The following is a 14,020-nucleotide window of genomic DNA, read 5'->3' on the forward strand; positions in this document are numbered from 1 at the left end:
AGACTCAAAATAAAAACGCCCCGGCGAGCCGAGGCGTTGCATTGCAATACAAAAGCACTCAGCGGCTGGCGAAGTACATGGTGACTTCAAAACCGATACGCAGATCAGTGTAAGCAGGTTTGGACCAAGTCATATTCATACTCCTACGAAGGGATGGGACGTTTACTACCAAGTAATACATATAGTCCACCTCCAAGCGGAGATGTTCAGATGCGTGGCGGAATATTACTCATTTCTCGTCAAGCTAGCGCTGTCTTGGTGGAAAAAGCCTGTTGCAGCATCGGCAACGATCAGAATCATATCTGCCAGTCATCGCTCACCGCCGCACCATTGGCCAGGCAGTGCCAGCCGCCGGCGGCTTGCTCGAGTCGCTGCGCCGCATCCACCAGGTTCTGCCGGTTGCGCGCCTGGATCATCTGTTGCAGTTGCTCAAGATAGTCCGCGCCACGCCCCGCCAAATGCGCCTGCCAGAGCAACTCCGCGGCTTGGGCGGTGGGCAGTGTTTGTGGCGAGAACTGCTGGGCCAGGGTGGTGTTGCCCAAGTCGTTACTCCCACCGATCAACGCTGGCAGTTGCTTGAGAAAGACCTGGATGTGCTCGAACAGGCCCGCAAGCGCGATATTGGGTGACTGCACGCCAAACAGCAGGCCGGTTTGCCCATTGAACTGTCGGGTGCCACTGAATACTGCGTAGCCCACTTGTAACTCGACACGTAGGCGTTGGTAAAACGGGGTTTGCGCCAGGTGAGCGAGCAACCGCCAGTCGGCCTCGTCGGCGAGGGACTGGCTGGGTGTCGGGCAAAACAGCAGCAAGGCGGCTTCGTCGCCATCGGTTGCTACGGTGTGCCAGCGATGCGGGCCGTTGATGGGCTGGGCTTTGTGTTCACAGTCGGCACAGTGCCCGGGTAGGCGTGCCGCCGCATTGTTGATGGCCATTTCGCATGCGGCGGGCAGGCCCATGCCCAGGCCTTGCCAGCGGGCGGTGGCCCAACGGTCAGGTGGCGCGGTGACGTCAGCGATATCGGCAAAGCAGGCCGGCAATGCCTTGAGCAGCTCGCGGATGGCCATCTGCGGCGCCGGCCTGGCGAGTGCGTCCTGCCAAAGGTCGGCGTCAGGCTGGGTCAGGTCGCGTGCCAGTTGCTCGACGATAGCGGGCATGGGTTCATGCAGCCCGCTCATTTTCAGCAGCCAGTCATTGCCTACGGCTTCCCAGGACACTTGCACCCCGGCCTGACGGGCGTTGGTTTGCAGTGTTTGCAGGCTGTTGCCCAAGCCATGTGCGGGCGAATCCAGTTGCCAGCGCAGGTAGAGGGCGCCTTCGTCGCTATCGGCCGGCAATGCTTGGCTGAACGACAGGCCTGGCAGTTCGCGCCGGCCACGGGAGCGATCCTGAGCGAAGGTGCGCAAGCCCCGATGGGCGCTGGTCTGCCCGCGAATCAGCCCGGGGCGGTGTTCCTGGGGTGACCGTTGCAGGAATGGGTTGCCTGGCGGGAGCTGCCAGGCCTGCTGCGCGGGCGACGGTTGCAGTGCAATCAGCATGGCCTTGAGGGCTTGGCAGTGCGGCTCGGACAACTGAGTTTGAAGGTTCTCACTGTCCTGACGGGCCAGGCCCAAGGCGCCACTGATTTGCTGTTGGCGGTCGATCAGCCGGGCATATTCTTCGCGCAGCGCAGCCCAGTCGCTGTGGGCGAAAAAGCTCAACCAGTCGTTCAATAGTGCTTCGATTGCCGGGACTTGTTGTGAGCCCTTGGGCCCCAGGGTGAACTCGATATCCAGCAGCGCCTGCCCGGCGAACTGGTACGGCACCCTGGCGTGCAGCGCGCTTACCCAGCCACGGGTTTTCAACTCGGCCAGCAAACCACCAGGTGCCTGCGCATTCAGCCAGGTGCAGAGGAAGTCCAAGGCTTCGCGGGGCGCGTTGCAGGCGATGAGGTGGTGCAGATGCTGTTTATCCAGGTGTTGATAGCGATGTTTATTGCTGTCCATCAACGCCGGCGGTGCCTGCTGCGGGCGCAGCGGGCCAGCGCGCAGGCGATCGCCAAAGTGCTGGGCCAGGGCTTGCAGCTCCTGAAGCGATTGCGGGCCGGCAAGGCTCAGGGTCATTTGCCCTGTGTGATAGAAGTCTTGATAAAACCCCAGCAAACCTTGTTGGAAGTCCTCGTGTGGCACCGGCAGGCTGTCGCGATTGCCCACATGAAAACCCCGCAGTGGATGCGCGGCAGCGAGGCCTTCGAAGATCGCCACTTGATGCTGTGCCTCGGCATCCTGGGCCCAGGCGACAAACTCTGCCTGTAACACCTCACGCTCGCGCAACTGATCGTCCATCGCCAGGCGCGGGTGAGCGAGCATATCCACCAGACGCTGCAGCGCGCCGCCAAACACTGGGGTGGGCACTTCGAAGAAGAAGTCGGTGGTGCGTTCGCGGGTGCTGGCGTTGACCTGCCCACCGTGGCGCTGCACGTAGGCCATCAAACCGTCAGGCGTAGGAAAAGCCTCGGTGCCGAGAAACAGCAGGTGCTCCAGAAAGTGCGCCAGCCCCGGCCAGGCCAACGGCACATCATGGCTGCCGGCCGCTACCCGCAGGGCCGCGGCACAGCGCTTGAGACGTGGGGCGTGACGCAGCGAAACGCGCAGGCCATTGGCCAGGGTCAGTTGCAGGTGATGAGGGTGGGCCGGCACAGGCATGAGCACTTCCAGAACGTAGGAAGTGCCTATGCTAGCGCAAAGCGCGGTGGTCAGTGCTTGTGCAGCGCGGCATAAAGCTCGGGGCGCCGGTCTGCGAGGTAGTGATTGGCCGCTTGTGCGTCACGTATCAGCAGACGGTCGAGGGTGGCGACGATCAGCGCTTCATCCAGGCCGGCCTGGGCGACACGCTGGCCATTCGGCGCGGCGATGCTGCTTTGCCCGCAATACTGGATCTGGTCTTCATGCCCACAGTAGTTGGCGTAGGCCACATAGCACTGGTTTTCAAAGGCCCGTGCCCGCACGGTGACGTCCGCGACGAAGTCGAAGGGCACCATGTTGGCCGTCGGTACCAGGATCAACTCGGCACCGGCCAGGGCCAGGCGCCGGGTGTTTTCCGGGAACTCCAGGTCGTAACAGATGAGGAACCCCAGCTTCCAGCCGTTCAATTCGACGATAGGGAACTCGTCGCCGCCGGCGCTGAACATCGAGTGATCGAGGTCGCCGAACAGGTGCGTCTTGCGGTAGTTGCACCGGCGCTGGCCAGTGGCGTCGATCAGTTGCACGGAGTTGTAGATCTGCCCGTCCTCGGCCCGCTCCGGGTAGCCATAAAGAATCGCCAGGCCCGCATTGCGCGCCAGTTCGGCAATGGTTTGCGCTGCCGGTCCATCCTGCGTCTCGGCCAGCGCGCCCACCGCTTCAGCACCAATGTTGTAGCCGGTGAGGAACATTTCCGGCAGCACCAACAGGTCTGCATCGCCCGCTTCATGGGCGACGTGGTGCAGGCGCTTGAGATTGCCGGCTACATCCAGTGGCAATGGCGGGCATTGGTACAGGGCGACACGCATGGCTTGACTCCTTATTCGGCCAGGGCGATGGGGCCGATCTCATCGAACACATCCCCAGGCCCCGGGTTTTGCGGGTGGGTACTGCCACCGAAGTGGGTCATGATGCCCCAAACCGCGTTCAACGAGGTTTGCACTGCGCCTTCGACCCAGGCTGGGGTCCAGGATACGTCGTCGCCGGCGATGAAAATCCCGCGCTGCTCGGCCGGCATATCCTTTTGCATGAAGTGCGCGTACATGCGCTGGTTATAGCGATAGTGGCCCGGCAACGCGCCCTTGAAAGCACCGAGGAAATGCGGGTCGGCCTCCCAGGAAACGGTGATCGGGTCGCCAATGATGCGCGCCTTGATATCGACTTTCGGGTAGATCTTTTTCAGCGCATCGAGGGCCAGCTTGACCCGTTTATCGATGGGCTGCGGCAGCATTTTCAGGGCGTCGCTCATCCACGAGTAAGACAGGCAAATGACCCCCGGTTTGTCGTCGCCGTTGTCGAACAGGTAGGTGCCGCGGGTCAAGCGGTCGGTGAGGGTCATGCTCATCAGGTCGCGGCCGGTTTCCGGGTCTTTGTCCTTCCAGAAAGGCCGGTCGACCATGACGAAGGTTTTCGACGACTGCATATAGCGCGTGCGGTCCAGGGCCATCCACATTTTTTGCGAGAACAGGCTTTCGTCGCATTCGATCTGGGTGGTCAGCAGCCAGCTCTGGCAGGTGGTCAGCACGGCGGCGTATTCCCGGGTGTCGCCATAATTGTCGGTCACCGCGAAGCGCCCGTCGGCGGCATGGGCAATGCGCTTGACCCCGGCCCGCGGCGCGCCGTGGTGCAGGGAACTGAGGCTGGTGCCGGCTGGCCAGTGGGCGCAACGCTCTGGCACATGGCGCCAGATCCCCATGGGCACCTGCGCCACGCCACCGACCACCAGGTGCTGGTGATCGTCGCAGTTGGTCATCACCACGCGGAAGATTTCCAGCATCGAGTTGGGGAAATCGGAGTCCCAGCCACCGGTGCCAAAACCGACCTGGCCGAACACTTCGCGGTGATGGAACGACAGCTTGGCGAACGCCTTGGAAGTGGCGACGAAATCGTAGAACGTGCGGTCGTCCCACAGCGGCACCAGGGTATTCCACAGCGCTTTGAGGCGTGGCACATCGCGGTCGCGGATGGCCTGCTGGATATCGCTGAACTGCGAACCGGCTTCCAATGCATCGGCCCAGGCGTCAGCCACTTCCTGGAACAGCGCAGGAAGGTCGGCGAGTTTCTGTGCGTAATGGGTCTGGCCTTCCAGGTCGATCACGGTGCTGCCGGAGGCCGGTGTCAACGGGTTGGGGAAGGGCTTGGTCTCCAGGCCCAGCTTATCCACATAGTGGTAGAACGCCGTCGAGGACACCGGGAAACGCATGCCACCCAGTTCGGCGATGATGCCTTCGGCCCCTTCAAACGCCTGGGACCGCAGGCGCCCGCCCATTTTCGAGGCCTCGTACACCACCGGCTTGAGGCCGAGCTTCATCAGCTCGTAGGCGGCCACCAGCCCGGCGATACCCGCACCGACAATCGCCACTTCGGCGCCATGGTGGGCGGCAGGAATACTGCCCAAGCCAGCCGGGTGTTCGATCCAGTCATCGAAGGCGAACGGGAAGTCCGGGCCAAAGATGGTGATGGGTTTTTTACCGTCTGCAGGGTGGCGATTGTTCTTGTTAGTGGCGTTCATGGCTGACCTTGCTGGCAACTGCACGGGGCACGACCCGTGGAGTATAGGAAAAGATGGCAGCCATTCTAGGGAGCGTAGCGCTCGTTAATAAGACGCAAAGTGTCGTCGTTTTGGATTGTTTTTAGTCGAAGTGACGAAAATGGTGGTCAGATTGGCTGCCCACGATCCAATTTGTTGCTAAGGATGATCGAGGTGGTGGTCTTTTCTACCCCATCGACACTGCCGATCTGGTCCAGCAGTTGATCAAGTTGCTCCGGCGAATCGGTGCGCAGCCAGGCCACATAATCAAACTCGCCACTGACCGCACACAACTGCTGGACCTGGGCCATGGCGCTGAGTCGACGCAGCACTTCCTTGCCAGAGCGCGGTTGCACCGTGATCCCCACATACGCCTGCAACCCACCATCCACCACACGCTGGCCAAGGCGCACGCCATAGCCGGTAATCACCTGGGTCTTTTCCAGGCGCGCCAGGCGCGAGGTCACCGTGGTACGGGCAATCCCCAATTGCCGGGCGAGCATCGCCACGCTTTCACGGGCGTTGAGCTGCAAGGCGGCGATTAGTTGGCGGTCGATTTCATCGAGGAGGGGCGGGCGGGGGATGGACAAGTGCGGCTCCGATGCGGGTGGCGGTTGGGGCATGTTACAGGCTCGTATTTCACGGGGGGAGCATTCGTTAACGCGTTGCCCGACTGGATCAAAAAAGATCTTCGAGTCCTGCGCGTGCGCTACACCGGAAATTATTCAGCGGCGAGTGCACCAGGAATATTCAAAGTCGTAATTCCTGAGGGTTATGGAAAATATTCAAAATAGTTATTGCACCCTGTTAGTTTTCACAGTTGTTGGGGCGATAGGTGCATTTTAGACTCAAGTTTAAAAGTCTAATTGATGGAGTCCGTCATGAGTACTAAAGCATTGGTTGAGGTTTTTATTGATGGTCATAGGACTACACTGCTGGAGCCGAAGAATAGGGCAAACAATAATATTTTGAAGCCAGGTGTGATTGGTATTGTTCGCAATGTTGCTGACGGTCCGAATGGTGCGTTTATTGTGTGGAATGTTGATAGTCAGCCAGAAAGGTATCGAATAATTAATCCAGATGGAGTTGCCATCGACTGGGAATCGTTTTCAAAAAAACGACCTGGTGAAAATAAAATGTACATTAAGGATCTTTCTGAAGAAGAGAGATATCGCCATCAACCGTCAGAAAGCTATAGCTTAAGGTTTGCGTTTATTATTGATTTTCCTGGCGAAGTTGCCAGAGGGGCTTATATAGTTGATGACGTTATTTATAAGACTCGCTCCGACTTCGCAAAGTGGAGGGACGAATATGTTGGTGTGTCCCAGTAGTCAGGCCTCTCCATGGCTTGGCGGTATGTATGCCCTGCGCGCTGAATGTAGGCCCTGAGAGTTAGCGGCCAGCCTCTTGGATTTCCAGCCTCCAGAAACAAAAAAAGCCGCGCAGTGCGCGGCTTTCAATTTGGTGGGCCCAGTAGGACTCGAACCTACGACCAAGGGATTATGAGCCCAAAAAAAGCACCAGTGTCTATTGGGAAAACTCTAGGAACTGCCATTTTTATTGGCCTTTTGCCCCATATTTCCCACGGGGTGATAAAAGTTTTGGACACTTTTTGGACACTCTCCGACTCGTTCGTTGCACTTCTTTGCAAAACCTTTCACATCGTGCAATCACCGTTACCCCGCGAAGCCCCACGGCCGGCGTGGCCTGGCACCCTGATTGCACCACCCTGCGGGTTTGCACAAAAAACGGACGCAAAGCCCGTCGGCGGGAGGGGGATAAGTGCTTTTTCGTCTCATTTTTTCTTTGGCTGCAATCTTTTACCACACGCAGATCTTTTCGTGTGTATCGTGTGTATTGGTCCTTGACTGTAGTGCCAATCGTGTGTACTATACACAACATTGAAGCGAAGGGAGGGGGTTGATGCGAAGTCGAGAGGTCATTGAGTTAATCGAGGCGGATGGGTGGTTTGAAGTGGCGGTAAAGGGGAGTCACCACCAGTTCAAACACCCAACCAAAAAAGGCAGGGTGACGGTTCCACACCCCAAGACTGAAATAGCGAAAGGAACGTTGCACAGCATACTGAAAAGCGCCGGCCTCAAGTGAGGCCGGTTTGACCACCGAAGACCCCGACAAGGGCTCCGGTGAGGCGGTACTGGGCGACTGGGGGCTTTATGAAGCCCTCAAACCTACAGATACTGAATCTCAAGCGCTCGGTGTAACGAGCGTGTTAATTCTCAAGGGAGAATTATGTAAATGAAATTTCCAGTCGTAATACATAAAGACGCGGATTCTGATTTTAGTGTGACCGTGCCAGACGTGCCCGGATGCTTCTCAGCTGGCAGCACCTTCTCGGAAGCGCTTGAAAATGTACGTGAGGCACTGGCGCTACACCTGGAAGGGCTCGTTGCGGACGACGAGGCTTTACCTCAAGCACAAGAAGTAGATGCGCACTTGGGCAATCCAGATTACGCGGATGGTGTGTGGGCGGTGATCGACTTCGATCTGACTCCATACCTGGGCAAGTCGGTTAGATTCAATGCCTCGTTGCCTGAGCATCTGCTGAATCGGATTGATGAAAAGGTGCAGAAGGATCACCGATACGCATCGCGATCAGGCTTTCTAGCCACTGCAGCGCTACGAGAGTTGTGCACTTAACCAATCGAAATGACTTACAGAAAGGGCGCCAATTGGCGCCCTTTGTCTTTTAAAGTACAGGTAATAGTTATGGTGTGAGTACCTATGTGTTTTTTGGTCGCTGACTCCCGACCACCGAATCGGGAGTTGTATTGATTCTATGAGTTTGGTTTGCCTATTTTTTGAAACATAGGAATTAGAATCTCACTACCTCTTTCATTTAGATGATCGTCATCAAAATAAATTGGGAGTCCGTTAACATCTCCCCAGCATGTATCTTTGTCACATAAATATGGAGTTGGGTCGAGAAGTTTTGCGCCGCATTGATCTACCGCCAAGTCGAGTGTTTTTAAAGCGGATGAGTTTCTTTTGTCATATTGATCTAGCGTTACTGAAACCCTCGTGGGTACATTAAAAATCATCGACCGCCCCATACTGGCAGGAACGTTAAAACCTAGTTCTGGCACAGGCTTGACGATGTAAACATCCCTGTCTTTAGAAAGCTCGCACACGGTTTTAAGTATGCCCGCTCTCATTTCGGCAGCATATTCATCGCTTTTTATGTCTCCATTTTTAGAGGTGGACTGAGACATGAGTTTTGCCAGTGGCGGGTCAATTTCATTTGGGCCATATAAATAAAGTGAGAATCTATTTACTAAAACAACAGGTACATTGCTTGGTAGCTTCTTGGCTTCTTTCAGCGCCCAAGTCAAGTAATCAGGGCACTTGTGCTCTTCGTTCTTGCTGTATATGCCGCTAGCCAGAGGACATGCATTGGCAGCCCACTGCAATACATCACCATCCCCAATGGCTGCTTTCAGTGATGTAATCAGGGATGAAGAGTGACTATCACCAATCATTACCGCTTTGATTATGTCATTGTTCCCATATTTGCAGTTGGGTACAGGGTTGTCTTTAGAGCCGATACCAAATGATGCGGATGCGCACTCTTCTAAACGCGGATTCTTATTAAGCGCTTCGTTAAATATTGCGTTTGTTTGTGGTGATACCCGGCTTGGAAAACCATCTTTCTGGCGAATCAGCGTGCTAAAGGCACTTATTGTTAGGGCCCCAATCAACAAAAATATCACCGATGGGATCATAGGCTTTTTGGACAAGCCTATACGCACAGGTGTTTCAACATATCGGTAAGATATCCAACCGAAAAACAGAGACAACACCAATCCGATCAGTACAGCGAATGTGTGACCTTTCAGGTTCAAAAACATCAGAACCACTACTATTGGCCAATGCCAAAGATACAAGGAGTAAGAACAGTCTCCTAACCATTGTGCTAGCTTTGAGCCGGTCCACCACGAATCCTGCCTTGCTGCAACTAACACTAATGCCGTCCCAAGAACTGGCACTATTGCACGCCAACCTGGCCACTGGCTGTTTTGATCAAATAAAAAAATTGATAAAATTATCAATGAAAAGCCAAGCCCCTCAAGAATCCTTTTAAGATTCGCCGTCATCGAAACATTGTTAGCCCACAGATAAACAATCCCGCCCGCGAGCAATTCCCACCCCCTGCTCTTAAGAAGATAGAATGCCGCTGTGGGTTTGTGCGGAGTTATCGTAAGCGACCAATAAAGCGATAGCGCAAGCCAAAGAAGTACGACTATTTTTAGAGTTGATATTTTTGGGCGGAGCTTCCACGCCCCCAGCATTACTAGCGGGAGAATTATATAGAACTGCCACTCAAGCGAAAGCGACCATGTATGCAACAGTAAATTTTCGTGGGAGGCGGCGTCAAAATACCCCGACTCACGTCTAAATTTTATATTCGAAAAAAATCCCAGCGCACTAAGCGTATAAGCGCCAAGCGTACGATATTCTCCCGGCAATAAAATGGCCCACCCAAGAATCAAAACGAAGCCACATAAAACAATTAGCGCAGGTAGGATGCGCTTGGCTCTAGATACATAAAACTCTAGCACCGAAAACCGCTTATTTGAAGTCAGGGAGTTAGATAGGCCTTTCGCGATTATGCCGGTCATTAAATAACCAGAGATCACAAAAAAAACATCTACACCGATGAAACCTCCAGAAAAACCGAACACGCCAAAGTGATAAAGAACTACTGAAACCACCGCCCAGGCACGCAACCCATTTATGTCGCCCCTAAAGTTGCTGCTTTTAACGTCCATATTGTTCAATACTAAAATCTCAAGTTTTCCACCCTTACAATAGGGCTTATTAAAATATGGTGCTCACCTACTCGTGTAACCCTTGGCAGCAAACTAACCATTTACTGAGTTGCCAGTCTGGTATTTAAAACACTATTTGCATTGGCGTTTGTTAACGGTTTCCGAAGGAACGAACAGGCTAGCGACCGTTAGCTGCGAATAAAGTGCATGATTCCATGAATGATGGGGTTTCGCCAGTATCCACCTGTGTTTACAGGGGCGGGTCGCTGGCTGAACTACGCATAACCGGGCTTATAACGTGATGGGTTTTAATTGTCCGGCCAGTGCGGTGGCCTTAGCCGCGTTACCTATGAACGCCCCAGCGTTTCCTGGTACCGGTGTAGGCCCATGGGTGTGACCGGCCAACTGTGTGTTCATCTGTTGCACCAGGTCGAGCAAGTCACACACCACCTGGAAGATGTTCACGCTCTTAGAGCCGACATGGTTCTTCGGTGCTATCAGTTGTTGGCTGATAGCTGCCAGGCTCTGCCGAACGCCTTCAATCCTTTCCTCCATGTCGCCACCCACCGTGGCGTTGTGCTTCTGCCCTACCACCAGGTTCAAGTCGCGCCCGGTCGCTTGGTGCAGATCATCCATTGCCGCTAGGCTCGCAGATCCGCCCGACAACAGCTTGAGCGCGCCCAGAGCCTCGATCGTCTTTATACCCCCTACCGACTCCTTGGAATGGTCGTCCACCGTCCTGGTGTGGTTCTGGTAGCGCTCCGTGTTGCCCATGGCCTCCACTTCCCGCTCGATCGCCTTGTCCTGGATCTTGCCGTCAGTCTGGCGTAACCAGTTGCCGTCGGCGTCTACACGCTGCTGGCACGCCTCGCTGTGCTGCCACACCTGGTCCCCCTTCGGAACGCTGGGCATGCTCAGGCCATGGGGCAGGATCGTCTGGATATAGGGTTTGTGCGGCAGGCCGTAGGCAAAGCACACCACCACCCGGGTGCCTTCCTCGGGAAAGGCATAGATGCCCATTTCCTCGCCACCCGTGGGCAGCGGCAACGGCACACCCGCCAGGATCGGCAGCTTGCTGTCTGGCTCGCCATCCGGCCCCAGCACCTCGATATCCACCGCATAACGCGGCCGGAAGTCGTCACAGATCCCGGCGCCGGCCGGGGCATCGGCCACGCCGACAACCCGGGCAAAGCGTGGCAGGTGGTAACCGCCGGTGAGTTCGGGGAACTGTCGTTCTACGCTTCGCTTTATTGCGTCGTCCATCGGATGGCCATCTGGTTATCGACGAGGGCCACACTGGTGATGCGCTCGCCGTGGTTGATCGTTGCACCTGGTCGCAACCCGGGAATGGCTGCAATCATCGCGCTCTGGTTGCCCTGGTAGTCGTCGAACAGTTCCGCCGGCAACTGCAGCGGCGGGCGAACGCCAAAGAAGCTGTCAGCCCAACTGCCCACGAACACCTCCCCATCACCCTGCTGCTGCCAGATAAAGTCGGGGATGTTGAACACCCGGGCCAGGCTGTCCATCGCTTGGTAACCGGCGGCCAGGCTGTAGAAGAACGGCGCCTTGACCCCGGCGTAGGGCTTGTCCGGCACGCGAAAACGCAGGCCGGTGTGCTGGCTGATTTCGACCAGGACGGCGCGCAGATCGACGTGGCGCAGGTTCAGCGGCAGCGGGTTGGCCAGGATCGCGGCCAGCTCGCGGCAGAACAGCACCTGCTGGGTGCTGCTGGCCGTGGTGGAGCGTTCGACGTAGCCAATGAAGTGGCGCTGCAGCGTGCTGTCGTTGTAGCCGATATCGAGCGTCACCAGGCCTTTGACCGGGGCGGTGGCCTGGATGGTGAAGGTCGCCCGGCCGGGGCTCTTGGCATCCAGCCGCACTTCGTTTTTGACCAGGACATAGGGCGCACCACCGATGGCCAACACTTTGTGAAGCTTCATGGGGTGTTACTCCCGCCCAGCCAGCCATCCACCTTTTTCAGCGTGGCTTCAAAGCCTGTCAGTTCCTCGGGGCCTTCGCTGGAGCCACCACCGTCGCCGGTGCTGCCCACCGCCCCGCCGGGGCCTGATTGGGCTGTCACCTTGTTACCTGGGCGCCTACCTTCGACTTTCTCGGGGTTGGACAGCTTTTCGGTCAGGGTGAACTGGATCAGCCAACCGCGCAGGTTGTCGTCTTCCCGGGCGCTCACGCCTTCGGTGAACGTCACCTGGCGCATGCCGAACGCGGCCGCCGTGTCGTTGACGATGCGGTACGTCTTGAGCTGGCCACCGCCGGCGGTCGCTTCCACCAGGCGCATCAGGTCGCGCAGTTGCACCTGGTCAACAAATGGAATCATCAGCGTGACCGTCAGGGTCTTGGGCTTGAAGCCCTTGTGGCCCTTGTCGGTGTTGCTGGTTTGGCCTGACAGGTCGTCGCTCTCAATGCGCAGATTGCCGGTGACCTTGAGGTTCTTCCCGCGTACCTCTTGCCCGTCGAGTAATAGCGTCATAGGCCCACCAGCTCGCGAACGAAGCTCAGACCCTGCTCAGATCCCACCAGCAGCGCGCCGGCACACAACACCCACTCATGCCCCGGGGCCTCGCCTTGCAACAGCGCCTGGCGCAGCTCGGTGGCATTGCCGGGCCCGATCAGGCGCGCGCGCATGCTGCTGTCGGGATTGCCGTTGGCCAGCAGCGCTTTCAGGTCATCCAGCTGTTTATCGCGGCTTTGCTGCTGGGCGGCCTTGCGCGTGGCCAGGGCCGACAGATCCGCCATGGGCGAGCTGTCGGCGGCGTAGCTCTCCAGGACAGAAAGCTGGCCGGCCATGGATTGCTGGGCGGCCTTCACCACCGTGCAGCGCTCCAGGGGTAGTGTCTGCCAACGGGGCAACGCGCCGGCGGTGGGGATCTCCCACTTTTCCGTTTCCAGCTTCGACAAGTGCCGCGCTCGGCGTTCGGCTCGCACCAGGTCAGGCATCGGCAACAACGCATTGAAGCGCGCCAGGCTCTCGGCCAACTGATCAAAGCGCGTGGCCAGGAACATCAGACACAGGGCGAACTGGGGGCCATCGGGCCGGCCGGTGTCGCTCACGTCCACCAGTTTGCCGGCGAGCTGCTGCAGCAAGTTCGGCGCTGACAGGAAACGCTGATATCCGCGGCCCTGGCCGACACCGCTTTGGAACGGCGTCACCACCAGGCACGCCGGTGCTTCGCCCATCTGCGTGGCGAGCGCGTCACGGCCTGCAGTGATCGCGCTCTGGGCGGCATCACCGACCGGCCCCGGATTGGTGCTGGTCTTGCCGCCCAGGTCTGCCAGGCGCTTGGCCGTGCTGGCCTGCTCGGTGCTGGCCAGATCCTTGGCCGCTGACAGCTGGCCCATCCATTGCGTGGCCTGTTCTGGCCAGCGCATGGTCACGGGTGCCCAGGTCATGGCTGCAGACTCTCCCAGGTGACCACCTCCATGGCGTTCAAGTCGCCATCGGCCAGGGCCTGGTCCAACCGCTGTTTAAGCACATTGGCCCGCTGCAGCAGCTCCATTTTGAAGGTGGTGAAGTCTTCGCTGACCTGGCGCAGCTGCTTGGCCGTGTGCTGACGCAGCTCTTTAACGCCCGCCTCATCGCGGCAGCCGTAGGGGCTGTCAAAGCCCTGCAGAATCACGCTGGTCAGGTTCAGTTGATCATCCAGTTTGCTGGGGTACTGGTGAGGCGCGCCTAACGCTGGCGACCAGAAGCCGCCGGTGATCGCGGTTTCACACGCGGTATTGATCTCGCTGCTCTTCTGCCGGTACAGGCTCTGCAGTTGCTCGGGCTTGCTGGTCCCGGGCGCCAGGCGCGCCACAGGCTGTTTGGTTTCGCTGTCGAACACGATCTGCAAGCCTTCGGACTGCTTGGCCAGCAAGTAGGAATAGTGCTGGTAGCTGATCGGAACGCTGTCGCCCGGGCGTTTTGGGTGAATGCCATCCACCAGAAAGGTGTGCAGTGACGGGCTGTAAAAGTATTTGCTCAT

Annotated in this window: 15 protein-coding genes; 4 read left to right on the top strand and 11 right to left on the bottom strand. The window is 57.4% G+C overall.

Annotated features, from left to right (window positions below; genetic code table 11):
• Window positions 1-58: 58 nt before the first annotated feature.
• The 5 genes from pqqA to HBO11_RS16275 form a co-directional block, all read right to left on the bottom strand.
• Window positions 59-133: a pyrroloquinoline quinone precursor peptide PqqA gene (gene pqqA / locus HBO11_RS16255; protein ID WP_003194766.1), complete on the bottom strand. Its 75-nt coding sequence runs from the start codon at window positions 131-133 to the stop codon at window positions 59-61.
• A gap of 163 nt (window positions 134-296) precedes the next feature.
• Window positions 297-2,684 (bottom strand): pyrroloquinoline quinone biosynthesis protein PqqF, encoded by a 2,388-nt coding sequence (gene pqqF, locus HBO11_RS16260; protein ID WP_169953782.1) that lies wholly within the window; start codon window positions 2,682-2,684, stop codon window positions 297-299.
• 50 nt (window positions 2,685-2,734) lie between these two features.
• On the bottom strand, window positions 2,735-3,529 hold the full coding sequence (locus HBO11_RS16265) for a carbon-nitrogen hydrolase family protein (protein ID WP_169953784.1): 795 nt from the start codon (window positions 3,527-3,529) through the stop codon (window positions 2,735-2,737).
• A gap of 11 nt (window positions 3,530-3,540) precedes the next feature.
• Window positions 3,541-5,232 carry an NAD(P)/FAD-dependent oxidoreductase gene (locus HBO11_RS16270; protein ID WP_169953786.1) on the bottom strand — a complete coding sequence of 564 codons (1,692 nt, stop codon included), beginning with the start codon at window positions 5,230-5,232 and terminating at the stop codon, window positions 3,541-3,543.
• 146 nt (window positions 5,233-5,378) lie between these two features.
• Window positions 5,379-5,873: an Lrp/AsnC family transcriptional regulator gene (locus tag HBO11_RS16275; RefSeq protein ID WP_169901683.1), complete on the bottom strand. Its 495-nt coding sequence runs from the start codon at window positions 5,871-5,873 to the stop codon at window positions 5,379-5,381.
• 258 nt (window positions 5,874-6,131) lie between these two features.
• Between HBO11_RS16275 and HBO11_RS16280 the strand changes: the two genes are divergently transcribed.
• The 4 genes from HBO11_RS16280 to HBO11_RS16295 all read left to right on the top strand — a co-directional run bounded on the left by HBO11_RS16280 (window position 6,132) and on the right by HBO11_RS16295 (window position 7,908).
• Window positions 6,132-6,581 carry a hypothetical protein gene (locus tag HBO11_RS16280; protein ID WP_169953788.1) on the top strand — a complete coding sequence of 150 codons (450 nt, stop codon included), beginning with the start codon at window positions 6,132-6,134 and terminating at the stop codon, window positions 6,579-6,581.
• 592 nt (window positions 6,582-7,173) lie between these two features.
• Window positions 7,174-7,356, top strand: a complete 183-nt coding sequence (locus HBO11_RS16285; RefSeq protein WP_170058900.1) for a type II toxin-antitoxin system HicA family toxin — start codon at window positions 7,174-7,176, stop codon at window positions 7,354-7,356.
• Window positions 7,357-7,363: 7 nt separating this feature from the next.
• Window positions 7,364-7,510, top strand: a complete 147-nt coding sequence (locus tag HBO11_RS16290) for a hypothetical protein (protein ID WP_170058901.1) — start codon at window positions 7,364-7,366, stop codon at window positions 7,508-7,510.
• Complete coding sequence (locus HBO11_RS16295; RefSeq protein WP_170058902.1) at window positions 7,507-7,908, top strand: type II toxin-antitoxin system HicB family antitoxin; 402 nt, start codon at window positions 7,507-7,509, stop codon at window positions 7,906-7,908. The genes HBO11_RS16290 and HBO11_RS16295 overlap by 4 nt, the downstream gene beginning before the upstream one ends.
• Before the next feature lie 137 nt (window positions 7,909-8,045).
• On the opposite strand, the gene HBO11_RS16300 is transcribed toward HBO11_RS16295, so the two are convergent.
• The 6 genes from HBO11_RS16300 to HBO11_RS16325 form a co-directional block, all read right to left on the bottom strand.
• The gene (locus tag HBO11_RS16300; RefSeq protein ID WP_262381060.1) at window positions 8,046-10,037 is read right to left on the bottom strand and encodes an acyltransferase family protein; all 1,992 of its coding nucleotides are present in this window, start codon (window positions 10,035-10,037) and stop codon (window positions 8,046-8,048) included.
• Window positions 10,038-10,328: 291 nt separating this feature from the next.
• Window positions 10,329-11,300: a hypothetical protein gene (locus tag HBO11_RS16305; protein WP_170058904.1), complete on the bottom strand. Its 972-nt coding sequence runs from the start codon at window positions 11,298-11,300 to the stop codon at window positions 10,329-10,331.
• Window positions 11,285-11,977, bottom strand: coding sequence for a hypothetical protein (locus HBO11_RS16310; RefSeq protein ID WP_170058905.1), 693 nt, complete (start codon window positions 11,975-11,977; stop codon window positions 11,285-11,287). Before HBO11_RS16310 ends, HBO11_RS16305 begins: the two co-directional genes overlap by 16 nt.
• Window positions 11,974-12,525: a DNA-binding protein gene (locus tag HBO11_RS16315; RefSeq protein ID WP_170058906.1), complete on the bottom strand. Its 552-nt coding sequence runs from the start codon at window positions 12,523-12,525 to the stop codon at window positions 11,974-11,976. The genes HBO11_RS16310 and HBO11_RS16315 overlap by 4 nt, the downstream gene beginning before the upstream one ends.
• The gene (locus tag HBO11_RS16320; protein WP_170058907.1) at window positions 12,522-13,445 is read right to left on the bottom strand and encodes a hypothetical protein; all 924 of its coding nucleotides are present in this window, start codon (window positions 13,443-13,445) and stop codon (window positions 12,522-12,524) included. The genes HBO11_RS16315 and HBO11_RS16320 overlap by 4 nt, the downstream gene beginning before the upstream one ends.
• Complete coding sequence (locus HBO11_RS16325; protein WP_170058908.1) at window positions 13,442-14,020, bottom strand: hypothetical protein; 579 nt, start codon at window positions 14,018-14,020, stop codon at window positions 13,442-13,444. Before HBO11_RS16325 ends, HBO11_RS16320 begins: the two co-directional genes overlap by 4 nt.

Source organism: Pseudomonas sp. WS 5010, assembly GCF_012985565.1.
In the GTDB taxonomy this organism is placed as follows: Bacteria; Pseudomonadota; Gammaproteobacteria; order Pseudomonadales; family Pseudomonadaceae; genus Aquipseudomonas.

Bases quoted from the DNA above. Each gene is read 5' to 3' on its own strand.
- HBO11_RS16270 (WP_169953786.1), bottom strand. From the start codon at position 5,232: ATGAACGCCACTAACAAGAACAATCGCCACCCTGCAGACGGTAAAAAA.
- HBO11_RS16295 (WP_170058902.1), top strand. From the start codon at position 7,507: ATGAAATTTCCAGTCGTAATACATAAAGACGCGGATTCTGATTTTAGT.
- HBO11_RS16305 (WP_170058904.1), bottom strand. From the start codon at position 11,300: ATGGACGACGCAATAAAGCGAAGCGTAGAACGACAGTTCCCCGAACTC.
- HBO11_RS16325 (WP_170058908.1), bottom strand. From the start codon at position 14,020: ATGAGCAAATACTTTTACAGCCCGTCACTGCACACCTTTCTGGTGGAT.
- HBO11_RS16310 (WP_170058905.1), bottom strand. From the start codon at position 11,977: ATGAAGCTTCACAAAGTGTTGGCCATCGGTGGTGCGCCCTATGTCCTG.
- HBO11_RS16320 (WP_170058907.1), bottom strand. From the start codon at position 13,445: ATGACCTGGGCACCCGTGACCATGCGCTGGCCAGAACAGGCCACGCAA.
- HBO11_RS16265 (WP_169953784.1), bottom strand. From the start codon at position 3,529: ATGCGTGTCGCCCTGTACCAATGCCCGCCATTGCCACTGGATGTAGCC.
- pqqF (WP_169953782.1), bottom strand. From the start codon at position 2,684: ATGCCTGTGCCGGCCCACCCTCATCACCTGCAACTGACCCTGGCCAAT.
- HBO11_RS16285 (WP_170058900.1), top strand. From the start codon at position 7,174: ATGCGAAGTCGAGAGGTCATTGAGTTAATCGAGGCGGATGGGTGGTTT.
- HBO11_RS16300 (WP_262381060.1), bottom strand. From the start codon at position 10,037: ATGGACGTTAAAAGCAGCAACTTTAGGGGCGACATAAATGGGTTGCGT.
- HBO11_RS16315 (WP_170058906.1), bottom strand. From the start codon at position 12,525: ATGACGCTATTACTCGACGGGCAAGAGGTACGCGGGAAGAACCTCAAG.
- HBO11_RS16280 (WP_169953788.1), top strand. From the start codon at position 6,132: ATGAGTACTAAAGCATTGGTTGAGGTTTTTATTGATGGTCATAGGACT.
- HBO11_RS16275 (WP_169901683.1), bottom strand. From the start codon at position 5,873: ATGCCCCAACCGCCACCCGCATCGGAGCCGCACTTGTCCATCCCCCGC.